The sequence below is a fragment of the uncultured Exiguobacterium sp. genome (assembly GCF_964277885.1).
Taxonomy (GTDB): Bacteria; Bacillota; Bacilli; order Exiguobacteriales; family Exiguobacteriaceae; genus Exiguobacterium_A.
Map to the genome: position 1 here is coordinate 1097930 of NZ_CAXYJR010000005.1, position 19233 is coordinate 1117162.

The window sequence follows — 19233 nt, forward strand, 5'->3', positions numbered from 1 at the left end:
GTAAATCGAAACGAGGGTTTTTTCCTATCTATGCGATGATCCGTCGTCTTGTCGTTTTTTTGGTTCCACATGTTCTTTATTCTGGAACAAGTCGTCACGAACAGACGATTTCCATAATGGCACATTGCTGTAATATGCAGCACGAGCGATTAAATGTCCACCAATCGGTGCCGTAATGAGCACGAAAAAGATACCGAGTACGACACGAGAGGAGAAAAATCCATTTTCAGTGACGAAATAGATGATGACGCCGATTAAAATCGACATGACACCTAATGTCGCGCTTTTTGATGCAGCGTGAGCACGCGTATAGACATCCGGTAAGCGGATTAGACCAAGCGCAGTGACGAGACTAAATCCCATCCCGAGCAAGGCGAAGACCGCGACGATCCATTCATTGATTGCGATCACGTTCGATGATCTCTCCTTTCTCGATATATTTTGAAAAGGCAACGGTACCGATGAAGGCGAGTATACCAATCAACAGGATGACTTCGAGGTAGTCGCTCGTCCGTAAGATGATCGAGACAAGACCCACGATTGAAATCAAGCTGATACCAATTGAATCAAGAGCGATGACACGATCCGCAACACTTGGTCCTTTGATGACCCGGTAAAACAGACCAAGCATCGAGAGAAAGACACCCCCGAGTGCGATATAGATTAAAATATCGAACATCACCGACTCACCTCCAGAATGGCTTTCTCAAAACTATCGCGAATCGAAGCGACCGCTTCATCGACCTCTGGCATGTGGAGTGCATGAATGTAGAGTGTCTTATTATCATCCGAGATATCAACGACAAGCGTTCCCGGTGTCAGCGTGATCAGCATTGACAGCAACGTGATTTGCCACGGTTGATCGAGTTCGGTCTCATAGGCGAAGATACCAGGTTGAATATCTAACTTCGGCTTTAAAATGATTTTCAAGACATCGATGTTCGCGACGACAAGCTCGTAGAGAAAGCGGAAAAACAATAGGACGAGTGCGACGACAGGTCCGAGATAAAAGCGACCTTTGAAGCCGCGACGGAAAGCGAACATCGCAATCAGCCCTAGCGCGTAACCAATGACGAAACCGGAGGCCGAGAAATTGTTTGAGAGAAACATCCACAAGAATGCAAGAAATAAGTTGAGCAAGACTTGAAATGCCATGAATTAACGACCTCCTTTTAGTACGGCATCGATATAGAGCGTTGGATTCGTCAACGGTTCGACGGCCTGTTGAATCAGTGGACGCATCGCCTCAGCACCTACTCCATAGAGAACGCTGAGCGCAACTAAGACAATCGTAGGAACAAGCAGCTTGGGAACAAGCGCTTGTTTATCACCCGAGTAGGTCTTCGGTGTTCCCCAAAAGGCACGCATGAACAATTGAACGACCGAATACAAGACGAGCAGACTGGATAGTAGAACAATGATTGGTCCAATCAATTCACCAGCTTCGATGCCTCCGCGAACGATCAGGAATTTCCCGATGAACCCGCTGAGCGGTGGAATCCCGGCAAGTGATAACGCCGCAATGAAGAACGTCCAACCGAGTACAGGATAGGCTTTAATCATGCCACCCATTTCTTTTAGTTTACTCGAACCGGCAATTCCGACCATCATGCCTACGAGCAGGAACAAAGCGGCTTTAATCAACATATCGTGAAGAAGATAGAAAATCGCACCTTCTAAAGCTTGTGGCGTCATGAGGGAAACCCCGTACAAGATGACCCCGACCGCGACGATGATGTTGTAAATGATAATTTGCTTCGCATCCCGTGTCGCGAGCGCGCCCATCACACCGATGACGATCGTACTGAGTGCAAGGATACTTAAGATTTGATGAATCGTTCCGATCTCGTTTGAGAAGAACAAACTATACGTCCGTAAAATCCCGTACACCCCGACCTTCGTCAACAAGGCACCAAATAGGGCAAGAACAGGTGTTGGTGGTACTTGATAAGAACCAGGTAACCAGAAGTAAAGCGGAAAAATTGCGCCCTTTAATCCAAAGACGACTAGGAATAGCAAAGCGATGACGTTTAGGATTGCTGGTTGTCCGACTTCTGAAATTTTCTGACTGATATCCGCCATGCTGAGCGATCCGATGATACCGTACAAGAAGGCAACTGTCATGACGAACAAGGCAGACGAGATGACATTGATCAATAGATACTTGAGCGATTCCCGTAATTGTGCCGGCTTCCCGCCGAGAACAATCAGAACATAAGACGAGATCAAGAAGACTTCGAAAAAGACGAACATGTTAAAGATATCACCCGTCGTGAACGCACCGTTGACACCAACAAGTAAAAACTGAATGGCGATGAAATAGTAGTATCGTTGATAGGAAACGCTCAAGTAGACAATGGCATACCAGATGATACAAAGAACAAGAATGCTCGTCGTCGTGACGAGTAGAGCGGATAGCATGTCTGAGACGAGTGTGATACCAAAAGGTGCTGGCCAGCTACCGAGTGTGACTGTTAAGATGCCGTTTGACCGGACAGTCAGCACAAGATAGATGGAGGCACAGACAGTCAAAATCGTCGAAAAGAGGGAAACGATCCGTTGTCCTTTGAGGTGTCTCGGGAAAAACATCAAGATGACACCCGTCAACAAAGGGATGATGATTGGCAATAGCGGTAAGTTAATCATTCGAATCGGTTCCTTTCATCTCCTCGATATTATCGGTTCCGAGCTCTTGATAGGCGCGGTAAGCGAGTACCAAGAAGAAGGCAGTGACACCAAAGCTAATGACGATGGCTGTCAAGACGAGTGCTTGCGGCAGTGGATCCGTATAGGAAGTCACGCCGTCCTTTAAAACCGGAGCAGCGCCTCGTTTTAATCCACCCATCGTCATGACGAGCAGATGGGCAGCGTGGCTGAGCAACCCTGTTCCGATAATAATGCGAAGAATACTTTTCGAAAGAATGAGATAAATGGCACACATCGTCAGGATGCCTGCGGCGATCGCCATGATGATTTCCATATCAATCACTCTCCCCAATCGTTTGAATAATCGTCATCGTCACACCGACGACGACAAGGTAAACACCAAGATCAAATAACATCGCGGTGTGAAGCGATGTCTTACCGAATAACGGCAGATTGAAATAATCATGGGCATGTGTGAAGAACGGTACGTTGAATAGAAGCGCTCCTGAAGCCGTCAGTACAGCAATCAACATACCGAGTGCTGTGATCCATTTGTAATCGAATGGTAAAATCCGGCGCAATGTCTTGATGTCGTAAGCAAGTAAAATCAAGACGAGAGCAGACGCCGTCACGAGACCACCAATGAATCCACCACCCGGTGTATAGTGTCCTGCAAAGAACAAGTAAACAGCAAACAGGAAGATGATGAACGTGATAAAGGAAGTCGCGGACTCTAAGATGACATCATTCGTATGCTTTTTTGCCTGCTTTTTCATTTATCCATCCCTCCTGTTCGTCTGAATTTAATCATCGTGTAGATACCGATTCCAGCAAGTGCGAGAACGGCAATCTCAAACAACGTATCGAAGCCACGGAAGTCGACGAGTATGACGTTGACCATGTTCCCACCAGCAGCAAGATCAGCGACATTATCGATATAATACTTGGCGATTGAACTAAACGATCGTTGGCTGAGAGAAGCAAGGGCCACGAGTGTCACCGTCAATCCGACGAGTGCTGAAATCAAGGCATTCCCTAGCTTGAACGGAATGCGCTCTTCTTTCCGGCTGATTTCCGGTAAACGATAGAAAACGAGCAGGAACAAAGCGACCGATACCGTCTCGATGACGAGTTGCGTCAAGGCGAGGTCTGGCGCTCGGAACAAGACGAAAAACAGAGCAACCGTATAACCCGTCACACCGAGCAAGATGATCGATGTCAGACGCGATCGTGCAAAGGTGATTGAAAGGGCACTTGAGATAAGAACGAGGGTGAGGATGATCTCATATGCATGAATCGAGCTAATTGGATCCACCGCGAAGCGAAAAGCATCTAACCCATATAATGCCGTCAAAATCAAGATGACGATGAATCCGAAGATATAGACAAGGTAGGACCGCATGTAGCCTGTCATGACCGTATCGTGGATCCGTGTCGATGTCTGTTCACCACGACGTAACAAGGCGTCATATTGATGATTCAGTGAGACAGCACGTGGCATCCGGTTGTAAAGCGATTGCCAACGTGGGAGTGTTTTATACAGTATTACGCCAGCACTGATGATCACGAGTGTCAGGAATAATTCAGTATTGAATCCATGCCACATTGAAATATGCACATCAATCTTGCCACCTGCATCCAAGACTTGCGGCAAGACTGCTTCAACTGCTGGTCGGATCAGCGTATCCGACAATAGATTCGGGAAGAGTCCGATGATGACGACGAGCGAGACGAGGACGAGTGGTGGGATTAACATCCCAATCGGTGCCTCATGTGGTGTTTTCGGCAACTTGTCGTCTTGGCGTTTCCCGAAGAATGTTCTACGGACGATCAAGATGCTGTAGACGAACGTAAAGATGCTTCCGACGACGGCGAGAACCGGAATGATCCATCCGTAAGACGGCAAGTGGAACAAATCGGATCCTGAAACTTCAAGAACACCCGTCAAGAACATCTCTTTACTTAAGAAACCGTTGAACGGTGGAATACCTGCCATCGAGAGGGTCCCAATCATCGCAATCGACATCGAGATCGGCATGAGTTGCGCAAGACCACCGAGTTTCCGAATATCGCGAGTACCAGTCTCGTGATCGACGATTCCTGCCATCATGAAGAGACTGCCTTTAAACGTCGCGTGGTTGATCAGGTGAAAAATCGCAGCGACTGTTGCAATTGTATATAATCCGTCATCTAACGCGTCGACGTGCAAGGCGGCTGCTCCGAGTCCAAGTAGGGACATGATCAATCCAAGCTGAGAAATCGTCGAGTAAGCGAGAATTCCTTTTAAATCGTGTTGTTTCACCGCATTGAGTGAACCCCAGAATAAGGTGAATATTCCGACAGATGAGACGAGATAGAACCAAAGCGACTCATCCGCAAAAATAGGACTGAAACGAGCGACAAGATACAACCCTGCCTTGACCATCGTTGCCGAGTGCAAGTAGGCACTGACAGGGGTCGGCGCTTCCATTGCATCCGGTAACCAGATGTGGAACGGAAATTGAGCTGATTTTGTGAAGGCAGCTAGCAAGAATAAAACAAGGGCGACCGTAAAGAAGGGTTCACCTTGAATCGACTCAAGTGACGCATAGGTCTCACGAATACTTAACGATCCACTGAGTGTAGAGAGAATCGCAATTCCCCCAAGCATCGCTAGTCCACCTAAGACGGTGATCAGCATCGATTTTTGAGCACCGTAACGAGAACGTTCTCGCTCGTACCAGTAGGCAATCAATAAGAACGACGAAATCGATGTTAATTCCCAGAACAGATAGAGGACGATCATGTTATCTGACAGCACGACCCCAAGCATGGCGGTCATGAACATCAACAGATAGACATAAAATGTTCCAAGTGATTCTTTTTTCGCATCTAAATAAAAAATGGAATAAAGAACGACGAGTGAGCCGATTCCTGTAATCAATAGTGCGAACAATAAGCCGAGGCCGTCGAGATAGGTGACGAAATCGATACCGAGCGATGGTATCCAAGGCATGCGTGCCGTAAAGTTCTCACCTGACATCGTACCAGGGAGAAAGCGGCTGAAATACGAAACGAGCAGTACAGGTACGACAAGTACAAACCAACCGGTATGAATGTTCGGAAGGCGCTTCGCTAAAAGCGGGATGAAAAGACTGATCAATATGGGCAGTAGGATCGCCCCATGCATCACGGACACGAAATTCCCTCCTTTGTTACAGCAACGACCAAAAATGAAAAAGGGACGCGAACGCAAGCCATTGAAGCTCGGAACTGTCCAATAGAAGACACGATTCATTTTGTTCGTTGAAGATGTTTCTGAATCAAGTATAGCGTATCTTTTTCCTTCTTGCATGACGTGAAGCGTTGAAGCATAAGGGATAGAGCCGTTTTTTCACTCGCTTGTTAAATATGTAGGAACACGGTGGAAAAGACCTAAAATTTTTTTTGATTTTTTTTGAAAAACAAGCGAATTCAAATGAAAAGGATTCGAAATCTATGAACACGGGTACATTTATGAAGAGTCTACGTATCGATCACAGAGGGGGAAAATTCATGCGAGCAACATTTAAGACAGGTGTCGTTTTAGGTGGTCTAGCGGCGATTGCAACAATCGCATATCAACAATACCAACAACGAAAAACGACTTCTCACGATATTGATCATCGGCCAAGTGTTGATGCTAAAAGTGATCCGGCAGAGGTAGGATTGACACAATTGGATTCCATTCATCGCGCAGACTGGCAAGCGAATGGCTTTCCGCAAACTCACGCTGAACTCGAGCGCTTAGAACGAGAAGAGAACTAAAAAAACACGTCTCTCGAATGAGAGGCGTGTTTTATAATCATCAAGCACTTGTTGTGACTAGGGCACGTGTCCGTTCACTGTGTGCAGTATAAGAAGAGAGATGTTCGAATTGATAAAGCGTTAAGGTCGCTGTGCGACGTTGACCGGTACTCGATTCAAGCATTAAATAAGCTTCATTGAAGTCCGTACCACCACCATCATAGCGGATGTGTGCCGTAATCGTTCGTCCATCTGTTGTCTGCATATAAATATCGTAACCTCCGAAATCAACGCGCTTAAAGCTAGTTGCCTCGCTTACGATGTGTTTGAATGTTTCAATTAAAGAATATGTCATCGTTCGTTCCTCCTTTTATTTCTTCAAAGCAAAATAAGATATAATCAACTCCGAATATTACTATTCCCATTAAATTCAAGAAATAAACATCACAAATGAATCTTTTTTGTTCTTGTTATGAAACGCGTTTCATACATTATGATACATACAGACGGCGCGTGACCGATTTTGGGCGTTAACCGATACAGAAACTATAATCAAAAAGACAAGGGGATGGTCGTGACCATCCCCTTGTCTTTTTGATTATAGTTCTACGTTATGGTAGACCTGTTGTACATCCTCAAGATCTTCTAGTGCATCGATCATTTTCTCGAATTGTGCAACGTCGTCTTCAGACAACGTGACTTCGTTTTGGGCGAGCATGACGAGTTCGGCAAGTGAGAACTCAGTAATGCCTGCAGCTTTCAACGCCTCTTGTACAGCATGGAATTGTTCCGGCTCAGCGTAGATGATGACAGATTCGTCTTCTTCGAGGATATCGCGCACATCGATATCTGCTTCCATCATCAATTCAAGAACGTCATCCGCAGTTTTACCTTCGAAGGCAAAGATTGCCGTCGCATCGAACATATAAGCGACGGATCCGCTCACGCCCATGTTTCCGCCATTTTTTCCGAATGCAGCACGAACGTCAGAAGCCGTTCGGTTCACGTTGTTCGTCAACGTTTCGACGATTACCATTGAACCACTTGGACCAAACCCTTCATAACGCAAGACGTCGTAGTTTTCTTCCGCTCCACCTTTTGCTTTTTCAATCGCCCGATCGACGATGGCACGTGGCACGTTGTATGTCTTCGCTCGTTCGAGAACGACCTTTAGTGCTTGGTTTGATTCTGGATCGGGTTCGCCTTGTTTAGCCGCTACATAAATCTCACGACCGAACTTTGCGTAAATCCGACTCGTATTTTTGTCTTTTGATGCTTTTTTTTCCTTGATGTTATTCCATTTACGACCCATTTCGTATCCACTCTCTTTCCGTAATGTCAGAAATCCGTGATTTCCTATGCGTTATCAGTATACCTTAAACTACCTGACAGACTGAACTAAAATGTCGGTAGAACCTTTGATTTTCTATTAAATACGTTTAAGTGATGCGGAAGAAAGGAACTTTACCGATAGAGAAATATCAATTTAAGGGAGAGTGGCAGAATTTGAACCAGGCTGGGGTAGTTCATCGCGCATTATCACCGTTCGTTTATGCATATGACCAAGAGACTGTCCATGTTCGACTAATGACGGCTAAGGATGACGTTCGTGAAGTAAATTTGATTCATGGCGATCCATATGAATGGGAAGCAGAAAACGAAGAAGACCGAGATTGGAATTTTGATCCGGAGAAAGAAAAATCATGGAAAATAGAGCGGACACCGATGCAACACAATGGAAATGATGCGACGTATGATTATTGGTTCATTGCAATCCGTCCAGAGCGAAAGCGCGTACGGTATGGGTTTGAGGTTCATGGCGATACGACAGCCGTTTTGACGGAACGTGGCTGGTATGATGATGCGCCACTCGATCACCCAGGGTATTATTTTTCCGTGCCATACGTTCATGCAACCGACGTTTTCGATACACCAGACTGGGTGAAGGATACGGTCTGGTATCAAATTTTCCCGGAACGATTTGCGAATGGTGACCGGACAAATGATCCAGCGGGTACGAAGGAGTGGGGAAGTGAGGCACCAGCTTTTCAAAATTTCTTCGGTGGAGATTTTCAAGGGGTCATCGATCACGTCGATTATTTAAAACGACTTGGTATTACGGGTATTTATTTCTGCCCAGTCTTCGAAGCACCATCGAATCATAAATATGATACGTTGGATTACTTAAAACTCGATCCTGCGTTCGGTGACGAGAAAACGTTCCGGAAGATGATCGAGGTGCTACATGAGAACGGGATCCGCGTATTACTCGATGCCGTATTCAATCATATAAGTGAAGATCACCCCGCATTTCAGGATGTCTTAGAGAAGGGACAAGACTCAAAATATGCTAACTGGTTTACAATTGATTCCTTCCCGGTCGATCCATCGATTCCAAACTATGAAGTGTTTGCATTTGAACGGAACATGCCGAAATTGAATACTGCCCATCCGGATGTCAAAGACTATTTGCTTCACGTAGGACGTTACTGGGTCGAGGAATTCGGTATCGACGGCTGGCGTCTGGATGTCGCGAGTGAAGTCGATCATGCGTTTTGGCGCGAGTTTCGAAAGGAAGTCCGAGCGGCGAATGGAACATGTTATATCGTTGGCGAATGTTGGACGGACTCACAACCATGGTTACTCGGTGATCAATTCGACGCTGTCATGAATTATGGATTGACCGAGAGCTTTTTGACTTGTTTTGCGACAGGTGAAACAACGGTCCGTGATTTCTCGAACGCAGTCAGTCGAAATTTGAACTGGCATTCACAAAACGTCAATGGGGTCATGTTCAATTTGATTGGCTCTCACGATACGCCGCGTGCATTAACGCGCGCGAAAGGAAATACCGACCGGATGAAGTTACTCTTCACTACACTCTTGACGTTTCCGGGTTCACCTGTCATTTATTATGGTGACGAGATTGGAATGACTGGGGGGCAAGACCCGGCCAACCGTGCGTGTATGGAGTGGGACGAGACGAAGCAGAACCGTGAATTATTCGATCACGTTGCGCAGTTGATTGCTCTCCGAAAACAGCATCCGGTTTTAGCAAATGCCGGAACTTATCATTTCCAAACAGTCGACGAATCCAAACAACTTCTAGTCGTCGAGCGTCGTCAGGGCGAACAAGTTTACTTGCTCGTAATCAATGTAAGTGAAGAAGCACAGTCGCTCGCTCTGGGAGGGATGTTCGAGGATCTCTTATTATTAGATAAAGAAACTGTGTCGGAAGCTGTTCGAATACCAGCTTTATCGGCTACACTTTTAAGGCAACTATAAAAACATCATCAGAACGAAAAGGCAAACCGTGAACATACTTGCGTCCACGACTTGCCTTTTTTGTTGCGTATTACTTTAAATATGAAATGGATGGATTAATAAACCACTCCGAAGTTTCGGTTCGAACCAAGTCGACTTTGGTGGCATCACTTCTCCGGCATCAGCAACTGCCATTAAGTCTTCGATTGATGTCGGATGCAAGTGGAAGGCGACAGCAGCGTGTCCCGCGTCGACGATCTGCGCAAGACCGGCATATCCCTTGTGACCACCAACGAACTGGATTCGTGCGTCCGTCCGTGGATCTTCGATACCGAGTAACGGTGTCAACAACTCTTCTTGTAAAATCGAGACGTCGAGATTTGCTTTCGTCCCTATTCGTTTAGAATCGTACGAAAGAGTATACCATTGCTGGCTGAGATACATCTCGATTTGATGAGGCTTCGTTTGTTCGGCACGTCCTTTTGTAATCGTAAAGCGATGGGCTAATCGTTCGAGGAAGTCAACGACGGATTGACCGTACAAATCTTCAACGACGCGATGGTAACCGAGAATCCGTAATTGATCCTGCGGGAAAGAGACGCCAAGAAAACGTTGTGCTTCCTCCTGATCCGTCCGACTGGCAGCAATGGCTGCCGCTGCCGCACGATGGTGCCCATCAGCGATATAGAGAGCGTCGTGACGGGCGAACTGGCTTCCAATCGTCAACAGATGATTGCGGTCGATGACTTTAAAAATCCGGTGCGTGATCCCATCGACAGTAAAGTCATACAGGGGATCAGCTGCAGTAATCGTCGTGACGATTGCTTCGAGTTGTTCATCCGTCTGATGCGCAAGTAAAATCGGTCCCGTGTGTGCTTGTAACTGCTCGACGTGTCGCACACGGTCGCGCTCTTTATCCGGACGTGTGAATTCATGTTTACGAATTTGATTCGTCTCATAATCACTGACGGCAACACATCCAACGAAACCGGATTGCGTATGCGTTCCATCTGACAACTGATAAATGTAATACGTCTCGTCCAGATCGAGCTGTAAGATGCCGTTTGTTTGACTCTCTTCGAAAGCAAGCGCTGCTTGCTGATAAACGCGTGGATCATCTTCAGCAATCAATGACGGAAGGGTAGCTTCTGCTTTATCAATCCGTAAAAAAGACAGCGGATGACGCCGAATCTCAGAACGTGCTTCTTCGCGGGAATAGACATCATAGGGCAGGGCAGCGAAGTCTGCCGCATATTTTGAATCCGGTCGTAACGCCGCAAACGGTTCAAACGTTGGCATGGGGATCACTCCTTTTAAAGTAGACGTGTTTTCAAGACGCCAGGAATCTGATTCAGTCGATCGAGCGAAATTATCTCGTCCGCATGGTTATCGATATCGATAATTGTATAGGCAATCGCATCTTTACTACCATTGATCATATTCGCGATATTGATCGACTCTTGCGCTAACACCGAGGCGATTTGACCGACCATATTCGGAATGTTGTGGTGAGCAATCGTAATCCGTCGTTTTCCGGTGAATGGTAACTCGACGGCTGGGAAATTGACAGCATTGCGGATGTTTCCTGTCTCAAGGAACAGACGCAGTTGATCGACCGCCATGATGGCACAGTTTTCCTCCGCTTCACTTGTTGATGCTCCGATATGCGGTAAAGCAATGACTCGGGGGAGGGACAAGATGAAGGCGTTCGGGAAATCTGTCACATAGTTCGCCAGACGACCCGACCGGAGCACTTCGGCTAACGCTTGTTCGTCAACGAGTTCGCCACGCGAGAAGTTGAGTAGGGTCGCGCCATGTTTCATCTTCGAGAAGAGTGATGCATCGAGTAAACCTGTCGTTGCGTCAACGAGCGGCAGGTGCAACGTGATGTAGTCACTTGTCGCGAGGAGATCCTCAAGCTGTGTCGCTCGCTGAATTTGATTTGAGACGCGCCAAGCGGACTCAACGGACATGTGTGGATCATAGCCTGTGACGGTCATGCCAAGCTCGTGGAGAGTGTTGGCTAAGTTTGCACCGATTGCCCCAAGTCCAACGATTCCGATTCGTTTCCCAAGTAATTCGGTTCCGACGAATTGCTTTTTGTTCGCTTCGATCCGCTCCGGAATATCCGGTCCGCGTAAGTTGTTCGTCCAAAGCAGACTTGGGACGAGTTTTCGAGCAGTCAGAAACAAACTGCCGATGACAAGTTCCTTGACGGCATTTGCATTAGCACCTGGCGTCGAAAAGACAGGAATCCCGCGGTTCGCAAGTTGATCGAGTGGAATCGTATTGACACCGACGCCGGCTCGGGCGACGGCCTTGAGGCTATCCGGAAAGCGCATATCATGTAAATCCTTGCTGCGGACGAGAAAGGCGTCTGGCTGTTCCGTTTCTCGCTGGACGTGATAGTCGTCTGTGAATCGTTTTATTCCTTTGTCTGATAAATCATTCCATAGTTGGATTTGATACATTTAACGTTCCCCCTGTTCAAAACGGTGCATGATGTGAATCAGTGCCGTAACCCCTTCGGTCGGCATCGCATTGTAGAGACTTGCACGCATTCCACCAATCGAGCGGTGACCGGCAAGATTGATTAAACCGTGACGCGCAGCGAAGTTCAAGAAAGCAGCGTCCTCTGAATCACGTCCGGTCGAGAATGGAATGTTCATCCGGCTTCGATCCTTGACGGCTACATGGTTATGAAAAAGCTCGGATTGATCAATTGCTTCATATAACATACGTGCTTGTAAGATGTTTCGTGCCGCGATCGTCTCGAGTCCCGTTTCTTCAATCCAATCGAGAACTAACTTCGTCATATAAAGACTAAACGTCGGTGGCGTGTTATAAAGAGATCGCTGTTTTGCATGGATGTCATACCGTAAGTAAGCACCGATCGTGTCAGGAACACGATCAAGCAACTCGTTCTTCACGATGACGACCGTTAAACCAGCGACACCAAGGTTTTTTTGAGCACCAGCATACAACACATCGAATGACTCGATTGGCAATGGTTCAGACAAAATCGATGACGAGACATCAGCGACGAGTGGCACATCGACATGAGGCGGTGTCTGATACGTCGTCCCTTCGAGGGTATTGTTCCAAGTGATGTGCAAATAGTCGGCTGTTGACGTGAACGGACCTTCTGGAATGAAGCGATACCCGTGATCAGCGGAAGAGGCGAGCACGTTGACCGTGGCGTACAGTTTGGCATCTGCAATCGCCTTCGTCGACCAGCCGCCGGTATCGATGAAATCAATTCGTCCGGTCTTCGTCGCCAGATTTTGCGGTAACATCGCGAACTGAAGTGTAGCTCCTCCTTGAAGAAACAATACGGAGTACGAATCGGGAATCGACATCAGTCTCCGTAAGGATTGTTCAGCTGCCTCCCGAATCGATTCGAAGATTGGCGAACGATGACTCATTTCAAGAACGGATTGTCCTGAATTTTCATAATCGAGTAGCTCGGATTGAGCCTTCAATAGGACCGGGGCAGGAAGGACTGCTGGACCGGCAGAGAAGTTATAAACCGTCATAAGGAACACTCCTTCTTGAATTTTCAGAAAATATGTACCACTCAAGTGTAACGGAATGAAAAATGAGAAGCAATTCCAACTGACGATGAATGGAAAATGAAAACAAAAACATCCCTTGAATCCGTTACGACGGATCAAGAGATGTCAATTGACCAAAGTGCCATTTCCAACCATCTGACGTAGCACGATAGATGGATACGATCCGGAAACGACCAACGTATTGAGTTGTTCCGTATTCAAATCGATCTTCTGTCAAACTATATTGGATTGCCGTATCTTCGAAATGATCAATGTATGAAAAATCATCGGTCCGGGATAACCAGCGGATGTTTGCAGGATCCACGTAATGATCGAGGTAGGTCTCGGCATCGAATGACCGCCCTAACGCATCGATGAACGTGAATTCAGGAGATAATAGAGGCGAGACTTGTGATAAATCTCCTTTTAGCATAGCGTCTTGAAGGTGTTGCATCGTTTGTTCGAGTGTCATGTTACATCTCCTTTCTTCCTGAATCGCTAGTGTAGCATATATAAACAAAAAAAAGACCCTGCGTGAGCAGGGTCTAAAAGAAATTAAAGTTTTACAACGTTAGTTGCTTGTGGTCCACGTTGACCTTCTTCAACTTCGAAAGAAACCTCTTGACCTTCGTCAAGTGATTTGAAACCTTCAGATTGGATTGCTGAGAAGTGTACGAATACGTCGTCTCCGCTTTCGCGCTCGATGAAGCCGAATCCTTTTTCTGCGTTAAACCATTTTACTTTACCTTGTTCCATGTGTATTGCCTCCTGCGTGTGACTGGCACACTGATTATTACTACCGTGATCAATTTCATCGAATATAAAGTGAAACACTTCGTATCTCCACCGAACAACAATAATTACTTAATAATATAGCATGCCTGAATCGAAAAAGAAAGGACAAAACAAAAAAAGAACAAACGAAGCTGTTCTTCTCTGAATACATCATTGAATTGAAGGGTTCATTCTGCTCATGTCGAAAGAGTATAACTGATTCTTTCAACGAATCGGAATATGTTCTCTTTTACTACTGAGTTGTCGTAATGTATGCAAAATAAATCCTTGGAAGTTCGGATAACGTGTCGGTTGTTCCCATACGGTTCGGAATAGTTGTGTCATCGCGGTATGAATGAGTGCATCATCAACTTGTGTGCGACGGAATAATAGAAAGAGTGTTTTTTCGTAACGATCGTATAAGCGTTCGAGCGCGACAGGGTCGCGTTGTTTGATTTGATTGAGCAAATCAGTGTCTGAATACATAAGTCACTCCTTCTTCGACAGTCTTCTTTGTAGTATGCTGTCACTGTAATGTAATGAAACTATTATGTAGATTCCCGCTACATGAATTATGAAACACGCAAACTTCTTGAACTAAAGATAATAATGGAAATGGAGGAGCGTTATATGTTTCCTGTATACATTCGTCCGTACATCTTGGAAGATGCAGCGGCGGTCCTTGAGGTGAACTTACGAAATCGTGATCACTTTGAATACTGGATGCCAATCAAGCCGTCACCAGAACAATACACGATCGAAGGGCAACGCGAACGGATTCATCGTCATCAAGAGTTGATGCGTCAAGATGCTTATTATGCGTATGGTGTTTTTTTATGCGAGACGGACCAGTTGATTGGGGATGTTTCGGCGATGTTCGTTCAACGGGGACCAGCGGAGACGTGCATGATTGGCTACCAGTTGGATGCCGCCTATGGTGGAAAAGGATACATGGCTCAAGCGGTCGGATTGTTCGTAGACCATCTATTGGATGTCCACCAGTTTCACCGGATCCGTGCTGAAGTCATGCCAGAGAATATCGGCTCGATCCGTGTACTTGAAAAAGTTGGATTTCGTAAAGAAGGAATCGCGAAACAGAATCTTTTCATCAACGATGCCTGGGAAGACTTTATTTTGTTTGCTCTATTAAAAGAAGACCGGAAGGAGTCAAAACATGCCAATCTCTGATTACTATGCTAATTTACGCCAACTTGTCGGAACGCAACGTCTTTTTACACCATGCGTCGCCGCGATCATTCGAAACGAAGCAGGTCACATCCTCTTTCAGGATCCAGGAGGTCCGTTTTGGAGTTTGCCTGCTGGAGCAATCGAACTAGGAGAATCTCCTGCGCAAGCAGTCATTCGCGAAGTCTATGAAGAAACGGGTCTATTCGTCCGACCGGTTCGTCTGATTGCGACATTCGGTGGAGAGTCATTTCGTTTGACGTATCCAGATGGAAACGAAGTGGAATACGTAGCGACGGTATTCGAGTGTAAGGTAGTCGGGGGAACGCTCGAAGCGATTGATGGGGAATCGAAACAACTAGCATATTTCCCAAAACAGGATCGTCCACCTCTAGCACTCCCTTATCCTGATCATGTGTTTGAAGCATCCGAAGCAACGTGCTATTTTGACTGGGAAGAACATTGGTTGACAGATTTACAACGTCAAAGCCAGTAAAAACCGAACATTTAATTGGTTGTATCTGAATAAAGTTCTTAAAAAACCTTAAAAAGCGCGAAAATTTCTTTGACACTATGAGGACAGTTCGTTATAGTAGTCAAGGGGCGAATGATTATCGCCAATATGTTAAAAAATATTCGTAATTAGAGGTGTTATTCATGGATGTAGTATTCGATTATGAAGATATTCAATTAATTCCAGCAAAATCAATCGTTGGTAGTCGTTCGGAATGTGATACGTCAGTCGAGTTCGGTGGTCGTCGTTTCAAGCTTCCGGTCGTACCGGCAAACATGCAAACGATCATTGATGAATCGATTGCTTTGTTTTTAGCGGAAGGCGATTATTTCTATATCATGCATCGATTCGAACCCGCTCGTCGTTTGGCATTCGTTCGCATGATGCAAGAGCGCCAACTATTCGCTTCAATTAGCGTTGGTGTCAAGGAAGAGGAATATCAGCTGATCGAACAGCTCGCAGCAGAAGGGCTGACTCCGGAATACATCACGATTGATATCGCACACGGTCATTCGGAAGCCGTCATTCAAATGATTCGCCACATCAAGTCGCTTCTACCTGCAAGTTTCGTCATCGCTGGTAACGTCGGGACACCGGAAGCGGTGCGTGAACTTGAGAATGCGGGAGCCGATGCAACAAAAGTCGGAATTGGACCAGGTAAAGTGTGTATCACGAAGATTAAGACAGGATTTGGTACAGGTGGTTGGCAACTCGCGGCACTTCGTTGGTGTGCAAAAGCAGCAAGTAAACCGATTATTGCGGATGGTGGGATTCGGACGCATGGCGATATCGCAAAGTCAGTCCGGTTCGGTGCGTCGATGGTCATGATCGGTTCACTCTTCGCAGGGCATGAAGAATCGCCTGGTGAGACACATGAAGTGGACGGAGTGCTCGTCAAGGAATATTTCGGTTCTGCTTCTGAGTTCCAAAAAGGGGAACGCAAGAACGTTGAAGGAAAGAAGATGTTCGTCGAGCATAAAGGGAGTCTTGTGGATACGTTGATTGAGATGGAGCAAGATTTACAATCGGCAATTTCGTATGCCGGCGGGAACAAATTGCAAGCGATTCGGACGGTCGACTACGTCGTCGTCAAGAACTCGATCTTTAACGGTGATAAAATATATTAAAATGATCAGTTCGCTCTTAACGGAGCGGACTTTTTTTGTTTCTTTAGCATAACTCTTCCATAGGAGGGGTATACATCAAATGGACCAAAAGATTCGGAATATTTTGGATAGGGAGTGATTGACATGCTATTTGAAACGACATCGTACTTAATCGAAAAATTTGCCACTGTTCGTAACCAAACAATTACCTTGATTGAACCGCTCGAAGCAGAAGACTTCATCATTCAAGCGAGTTCAGACGTGAGTCCGCCGAAATGGCACATCGCTCATACGACCTGGTTTTTTGAACGGATGATACTACAGGAATATAGTGAAGACTATCGCGTTTTCCATCCGAAGTACAACTATCTGTTCAATTCATACTACAACTCGATTGGTCCTTACCAGCCTCGTCAACAACGAGGGATGTTGTCACGTCCGACCGTCGAAGACATCATTGCTTACCGGGCATATGTCGATGGACAAATGGTCGAGTTCTTGAAGGAAGAACGGACTCCAGAAGACCAACGAAAAATCGAAGCATTAGTCGAGATGGGACTACAACACGAACAACAACACCAGGAATTGATCTTGATGGACGTGAAGTATAACTTTTTCACGAATCCGCTGTTACCTGCTTATCAGTCAAAGTCGTTGGCACCAGATGTGCCTGAAAATACAGTCAATGAAGCATCGTTTATTCAATTCGAGGAAGGACTCGTCGAGATTGGTCATACAGGAGACGGTTTTGCGTTTGACAACGAGAGTCCACGTCATAAAACGTGGCTGCATCCGTTTGAACTAGCTACGCGTCCTGTCACGAATGGAGAGTATTTAGCGTTCATTGAAGCAGGGGGTTATGAAAAATCAGAGTATTGGTTATCAGACGGCTTTGCGACGGTTCAAAAAGAAGGCTGGAAAGCCCCGTTATATTGGATGAAGGATGACGCGGGGGAGTGGACGATCTTTACGATGAACGGCGTCGAACCACTTCGTCTCGATGAACCGGTCTGTCACGTCAGTTTTTATGAGGCGGACGCTTATAGTCGCTATAAAGGGAAACGGTTGCCGACAGAAGCGGAATGGGAGTGGGCTTCGCGCCAAGTCGATTCCGTCACGAAACGTAATATGATGGGAAGCGGGACCTTCCATCCGGTAGCCGTTGAAGAATCAGAGACGACGCTTGCGAGCATGTTCGGGAACGTATGGGAGTGGACGTCGAGCGCTTATAGTTCTTATCCAGGCAGTAAACCGCTCGAGGGAGCGCTCGGAGAGTACAATGCAAAGTTCATGTGTAATCAAATGGTACTGCGTGGAGGAGCATGCGTGACGCCTGACGATCACATCCGCGAGACATACCGCAACTTCTTCCCGCCTGATAAACGTTGGTTATTTGGCGGCTTCCGATTGGCAGGTGACATGTGATGCGTGAGACAGTCATTGGGTACGATTTATATACTCCGCAACAAAACATGCGTTTAGAAGTCATCGAAGGCTTGATGCGAGAACAAAAGGTCTTACCGGCAAAATATTTTTATGATCATATCGGATCCCAATTGTTCGAACAGATTACGCAACAACCGGAATATTATCCGACACGGACAGAACTCGCCATCTTGGAGCAGCATCGAGCGGAGATTGCACGAAGTATCGGGGATGTGCATACACTGATTGAATATGGAAGTGGCAGCAGTCGAAAAATCCAGATGTTACTGGAGACATTTACACATCTCGACACGTATATGCCAATTGATATTTCAAAAGACTTCCTGATGGAATCTGCACGCCAATTGTCGGAACGGTATCCTGCGCTGCATATTAAAGCGGTCTGTGGGGATTACTCACAATCGATTTCTTTACCGGTCGAGGAGTCTCAAAAACGAGTCATCTTTTTCCCGGGATCGACGATCGGTAACTTTGAACCGGAGGAAGCGATGCGCTTCTTACGTCATTCCTCACGAATTCTTGAAACGGGAGATGGATTCTTGATCGGTGTTGATCTGAAAAAGTCTGTTGATGTGCTTGAACGGGCTTATAACGATGCGGCCGGCGTCACGGCGGCATTCAATTTGAACATGTTGACGCATTTGAATCAGATGCTCGAGGGAACGTTTGATGTGACACGATTCGAACATCATGCTTTTTATAACGAAGAAAAAGGACGAATCGAAATGCATCTTAGGAGTCAACTCGATCAACTCGTGCAAGTTGGAGATGTGACTGTTCCGTTTAAACAAGGGGAAACGATTCATACGGAAAACTCCTATAAATACAGTAAAGAAGAGTTTGAGACACTTGCCCGTCAAAGTGGTTTTCATTCAGTCAATTGCTGGATCGATGACAATGAACGATTCAGCGTACATTATTTAGAAAAAATGTAACGGCACATCAAAAAACACTCCTGCGTGAAAGCTTCCGTTAAGAA

At 46.2% G+C, this 19233-nt stretch carries 22 protein-coding genes; 7 read left to right on the forward strand and 15 right to left on the reverse strand.

The window, feature by feature from the left end; all coding sequences use genetic code 11:
• Positions 1-24: 24 nt before the first annotated feature.
• The 7 genes from mnhG to ACHWTJ_RS07230 are packed head-to-tail and all read right to left on the reverse strand — an operon-like array spanning position 25 to position 5824.
• Positions 25-411 carry a monovalent cation/H(+) antiporter subunit G gene (mnhG, locus tag ACHWTJ_RS07200; protein WP_294741118.1) on the reverse strand — a complete coding sequence of 129 codons (387 nt, stop codon included), beginning with the start codon at positions 409-411 and terminating at the stop codon, positions 25-27.
• The gene (locus ACHWTJ_RS07205; RefSeq protein ID WP_369792030.1) at positions 395-631 is read right to left on the reverse strand and encodes a Na(+)/H(+) antiporter subunit F1; all 237 of its coding nucleotides are present in this window, start codon (positions 629-631) and stop codon (positions 395-397) included. Before ACHWTJ_RS07205 ends, mnhG begins: the two co-directional genes overlap by 17 nt.
• Before the next feature lie 47 nt (positions 632-678).
• Positions 679-1155: a Na+/H+ antiporter subunit E gene (locus ACHWTJ_RS07210; protein WP_023468542.1), complete on the reverse strand. Its 477-nt coding sequence runs from the start codon at positions 1153-1155 to the stop codon at positions 679-681.
• Positions 1156-1158: 3 nt separating this feature from the next.
• A complete protein-coding gene (locus tag ACHWTJ_RS07215; RefSeq protein ID WP_394679315.1) occupies positions 1159-2646 on the reverse strand; it encodes a Na+/H+ antiporter subunit D in 1488 nt (495 codons plus the stop codon).
• A complete protein-coding gene (locus ACHWTJ_RS07220) occupies positions 2639-2980 on the reverse strand; it encodes a Na(+)/H(+) antiporter subunit C (protein WP_023468540.1) in 342 nt (113 codons plus the stop codon). The genes ACHWTJ_RS07215 and ACHWTJ_RS07220 overlap by 8 nt, the downstream gene beginning before the upstream one ends.
• Before the next feature lies 1 nt (position 2981).
• Entirely contained in the window at positions 2982-3422 is a 441-nt protein-coding gene (locus ACHWTJ_RS07225; RefSeq protein ID WP_214854251.1) for a Na(+)/H(+) antiporter subunit B, read from the reverse strand.
• Positions 3419-5824, reverse strand: a complete 2406-nt coding sequence (locus tag ACHWTJ_RS07230; RefSeq protein ID WP_394679316.1) for a Na+/H+ antiporter subunit A — start codon at positions 5822-5824, stop codon at positions 3419-3421. The genes ACHWTJ_RS07225 and ACHWTJ_RS07230 overlap by 4 nt, the downstream gene beginning before the upstream one ends.
• Before the next feature lie 356 nt (positions 5825-6180).
• On the opposite strand from ACHWTJ_RS07230, the gene ACHWTJ_RS07235 reads away from it, so the two are divergent.
• Positions 6181-6432, forward strand: a complete 252-nt coding sequence (locus ACHWTJ_RS07235; protein WP_294741127.1) for a hypothetical protein — start codon at positions 6181-6183, stop codon at positions 6430-6432.
• A 40-nt stretch (positions 6433-6472) separates the two neighbouring features.
• On the opposite strand, the gene ACHWTJ_RS07240 is transcribed toward ACHWTJ_RS07235, so the two are convergent.
• Together ACHWTJ_RS07240 and ACHWTJ_RS07245 are read right to left on the reverse strand one after the other, a co-directional pair.
• Positions 6473-6766: a hypothetical protein gene (locus ACHWTJ_RS07240; protein WP_023468536.1), complete on the reverse strand. Its 294-nt coding sequence runs from the start codon at positions 6764-6766 to the stop codon at positions 6473-6475.
• Between the two features lie 243 nt (positions 6767-7009).
• Complete coding sequence (locus ACHWTJ_RS07245) at positions 7010-7723, reverse strand: YebC/PmpR family DNA-binding transcriptional regulator (RefSeq protein ID WP_058705331.1); 714 nt, start codon at positions 7721-7723, stop codon at positions 7010-7012.
• Between the two features lie 194 nt (positions 7724-7917).
• Between ACHWTJ_RS07245 and ACHWTJ_RS07250 the strand changes: the two genes are divergently transcribed.
• A complete protein-coding gene (locus ACHWTJ_RS07250; RefSeq protein WP_294741130.1) occupies positions 7918-9696 on the forward strand; it encodes a glycoside hydrolase family 13 protein in 1779 nt (592 codons plus the stop codon).
• Between the two features lie 75 nt (positions 9697-9771).
• On the opposite strand, the gene ACHWTJ_RS07255 is transcribed toward ACHWTJ_RS07250, so the two are convergent.
• The 6 genes from ACHWTJ_RS07255 to ACHWTJ_RS07280 form a co-directional block, all read right to left on the reverse strand.
• Positions 9772-10974: a DUF1015 domain-containing protein gene (locus ACHWTJ_RS07255; protein WP_294749981.1), complete on the reverse strand. Its 1203-nt coding sequence runs from the start codon at positions 10972-10974 to the stop codon at positions 9772-9774.
• A 14-nt stretch (positions 10975-10988) separates the two neighbouring features.
• Positions 10989-12146 carry a phosphoglycerate dehydrogenase gene (locus tag ACHWTJ_RS07260; protein WP_394679317.1) on the reverse strand — a complete coding sequence of 386 codons (1158 nt, stop codon included), beginning with the start codon at positions 12144-12146 and terminating at the stop codon, positions 10989-10991.
• Complete coding sequence (gene serC / locus ACHWTJ_RS07265; protein ID WP_394679318.1) at positions 12147-13211, reverse strand: 3-phosphoserine/phosphohydroxythreonine transaminase; 1065 nt, start codon at positions 13209-13211, stop codon at positions 12147-12149.
• Positions 13212-13335: 124 nt separating this feature from the next.
• A complete protein-coding gene (locus tag ACHWTJ_RS07270) occupies positions 13336-13701 on the reverse strand; it encodes a nuclear transport factor 2 family protein (RefSeq protein ID WP_294749975.1) in 366 nt (121 codons plus the stop codon).
• Positions 13702-13784: 83 nt separating this feature from the next.
• Positions 13785-13985 (reverse strand): cold-shock protein, encoded by a 201-nt coding sequence (locus ACHWTJ_RS07275; RefSeq protein WP_023468529.1) that lies wholly within the window; start codon positions 13983-13985, stop codon positions 13785-13787.
• 243 nt (positions 13986-14228) lie between these two features.
• Complete coding sequence (locus ACHWTJ_RS07280; protein WP_394679319.1) at positions 14229-14489, reverse strand: hypothetical protein; 261 nt, start codon at positions 14487-14489, stop codon at positions 14229-14231.
• A 144-nt stretch (positions 14490-14633) separates the two neighbouring features.
• Between ACHWTJ_RS07280 and ACHWTJ_RS07285 the strand changes: the two genes are divergently transcribed.
• The 5 genes from ACHWTJ_RS07285 to egtD all read left to right on the forward strand — a co-directional run bounded on the left by ACHWTJ_RS07285 (position 14634) and on the right by egtD (position 19189).
• Positions 14634-15191, forward strand: coding sequence for a GNAT family N-acetyltransferase (locus ACHWTJ_RS07285; protein WP_394679320.1), 558 nt, complete (start codon positions 14634-14636; stop codon positions 15189-15191).
• Positions 15178-15684, forward strand: a complete 507-nt coding sequence (locus ACHWTJ_RS07290) for an NUDIX domain-containing protein (protein WP_394679321.1) — start codon at positions 15178-15180, stop codon at positions 15682-15684. Before ACHWTJ_RS07285 ends, ACHWTJ_RS07290 begins: the two co-directional genes overlap by 14 nt.
• 161 nt (positions 15685-15845) lie before the next feature.
• Positions 15846-16829 carry a GMP reductase gene (gene guaC, locus ACHWTJ_RS07295; protein WP_394679322.1) on the forward strand — a complete coding sequence of 328 codons (984 nt, stop codon included), beginning with the start codon at positions 15846-15848 and terminating at the stop codon, positions 16827-16829.
• Positions 16830-16952: 123 nt separating this feature from the next.
• Positions 16953-18233 (forward strand): ergothioneine biosynthesis protein EgtB, encoded by a 1281-nt coding sequence (egtB, locus tag ACHWTJ_RS07300; RefSeq protein WP_394679323.1) that lies wholly within the window; start codon positions 16953-16955, stop codon positions 18231-18233.
• Positions 18233-19189 carry an L-histidine N(alpha)-methyltransferase gene (gene egtD, locus ACHWTJ_RS07305; RefSeq protein ID WP_394679324.1) on the forward strand — a complete coding sequence of 319 codons (957 nt, stop codon included), beginning with the start codon at positions 18233-18235 and terminating at the stop codon, positions 19187-19189. Before egtB ends, egtD begins: the two co-directional genes overlap by 1 nt.
• The last annotated feature ends 44 nt before the right edge of the window (positions 19190-19233 follow it).

What these genes read in the sequence shown, in the direction of transcription:
- ACHWTJ_RS07205 (WP_369792030.1), bottom strand. Translation starts at nt 631, where the DNA reads ATGCTTGGTCTGTTTTACCGGGTCATCAAAGGACCAAGTGTTGCGGAT.
- ACHWTJ_RS07210 (WP_023468542.1), bottom strand. Translation starts at nt 1,155, where the DNA reads ATGGCATTTCAAGTCTTGCTCAACTTATTTCTTGCATTCTTGTGGATG.
- ACHWTJ_RS07215 (WP_394679315.1), bottom strand. Translation starts at nt 2,646, where the DNA reads ATGATTAACTTACCGCTATTGCCAATCATCATCCCTTTGTTGACGGGT.
- ACHWTJ_RS07220 (WP_023468540.1), bottom strand. Translation starts at nt 2,980, where the DNA reads ATGGAAATCATCATGGCGATCGCCGCAGGCATCCTGACGATGTGTGCC.
- ACHWTJ_RS07225 (WP_214854251.1), bottom strand. Translation starts at nt 3,422, where the DNA reads ATGAAAAAGCAGGCAAAAAAGCATACGAATGATGTCATCTTAGAGTCC.
- ACHWTJ_RS07235 (WP_294741127.1), top strand. Translation starts at nt 6,181, where the DNA reads ATGCGAGCAACATTTAAGACAGGTGTCGTTTTAGGTGGTCTAGCGGCG.
- ACHWTJ_RS07240 (WP_023468536.1), bottom strand. Translation starts at nt 6,766, where the DNA reads ATGACATATTCTTTAATTGAAACATTCAAACACATCGTAAGCGAGGCA.
- ACHWTJ_RS07245 (WP_058705331.1), bottom strand. Translation starts at nt 7,723, where the DNA reads ATGGGTCGTAAATGGAATAACATCAAGGAAAAAAAAGCATCAAAAGAC.
- ACHWTJ_RS07255 (WP_294749981.1), bottom strand. Translation starts at nt 10,974, where the DNA reads ATGCCAACGTTTGAACCGTTTGCGGCGTTACGACCGGATTCAAAATAT.
- ACHWTJ_RS07260 (WP_394679317.1), bottom strand. Translation starts at nt 12,146, where the DNA reads ATGTATCAAATCCAACTATGGAATGATTTATCAGACAAAGGAATAAAA.
- serC (WP_394679318.1), bottom strand. Translation starts at nt 13,211, where the DNA reads ATGACGGTTTATAACTTCTCTGCCGGTCCAGCAGTCCTTCCTGCCCCG.
- ACHWTJ_RS07270 (WP_294749975.1), bottom strand. Translation starts at nt 13,701, where the DNA reads ATGACACTCGAACAAACGATGCAACACCTTCAAGACGCTATGCTAAAA.
- ACHWTJ_RS07275 (WP_023468529.1), bottom strand. Translation starts at nt 13,985, where the DNA reads ATGGAACAAGGTAAAGTAAAATGGTTTAACGCAGAAAAAGGATTCGGC.
- ACHWTJ_RS07280 (WP_394679319.1), bottom strand. Translation starts at nt 14,489, where the DNA reads ATGTATTCAGACACTGATTTGCTCAATCAAATCAAACAACGCGACCCT.
- ACHWTJ_RS07285 (WP_394679320.1), top strand. Translation starts at nt 14,634, where the DNA reads ATGTTTCCTGTATACATTCGTCCGTACATCTTGGAAGATGCAGCGGCG.
- ACHWTJ_RS07290 (WP_394679321.1), top strand. Translation starts at nt 15,178, where the DNA reads ATGCCAATCTCTGATTACTATGCTAATTTACGCCAACTTGTCGGAACG.
- guaC (WP_394679322.1), top strand. Translation starts at nt 15,846, where the DNA reads ATGGATGTAGTATTCGATTATGAAGATATTCAATTAATTCCAGCAAAA.
- egtB (WP_394679323.1), top strand. Translation starts at nt 16,953, where the DNA reads ATGCTATTTGAAACGACATCGTACTTAATCGAAAAATTTGCCACTGTT.
- egtD (WP_394679324.1), top strand. Translation starts at nt 18,233, where the DNA reads ATGCGTGAGACAGTCATTGGGTACGATTTATATACTCCGCAACAAAAC.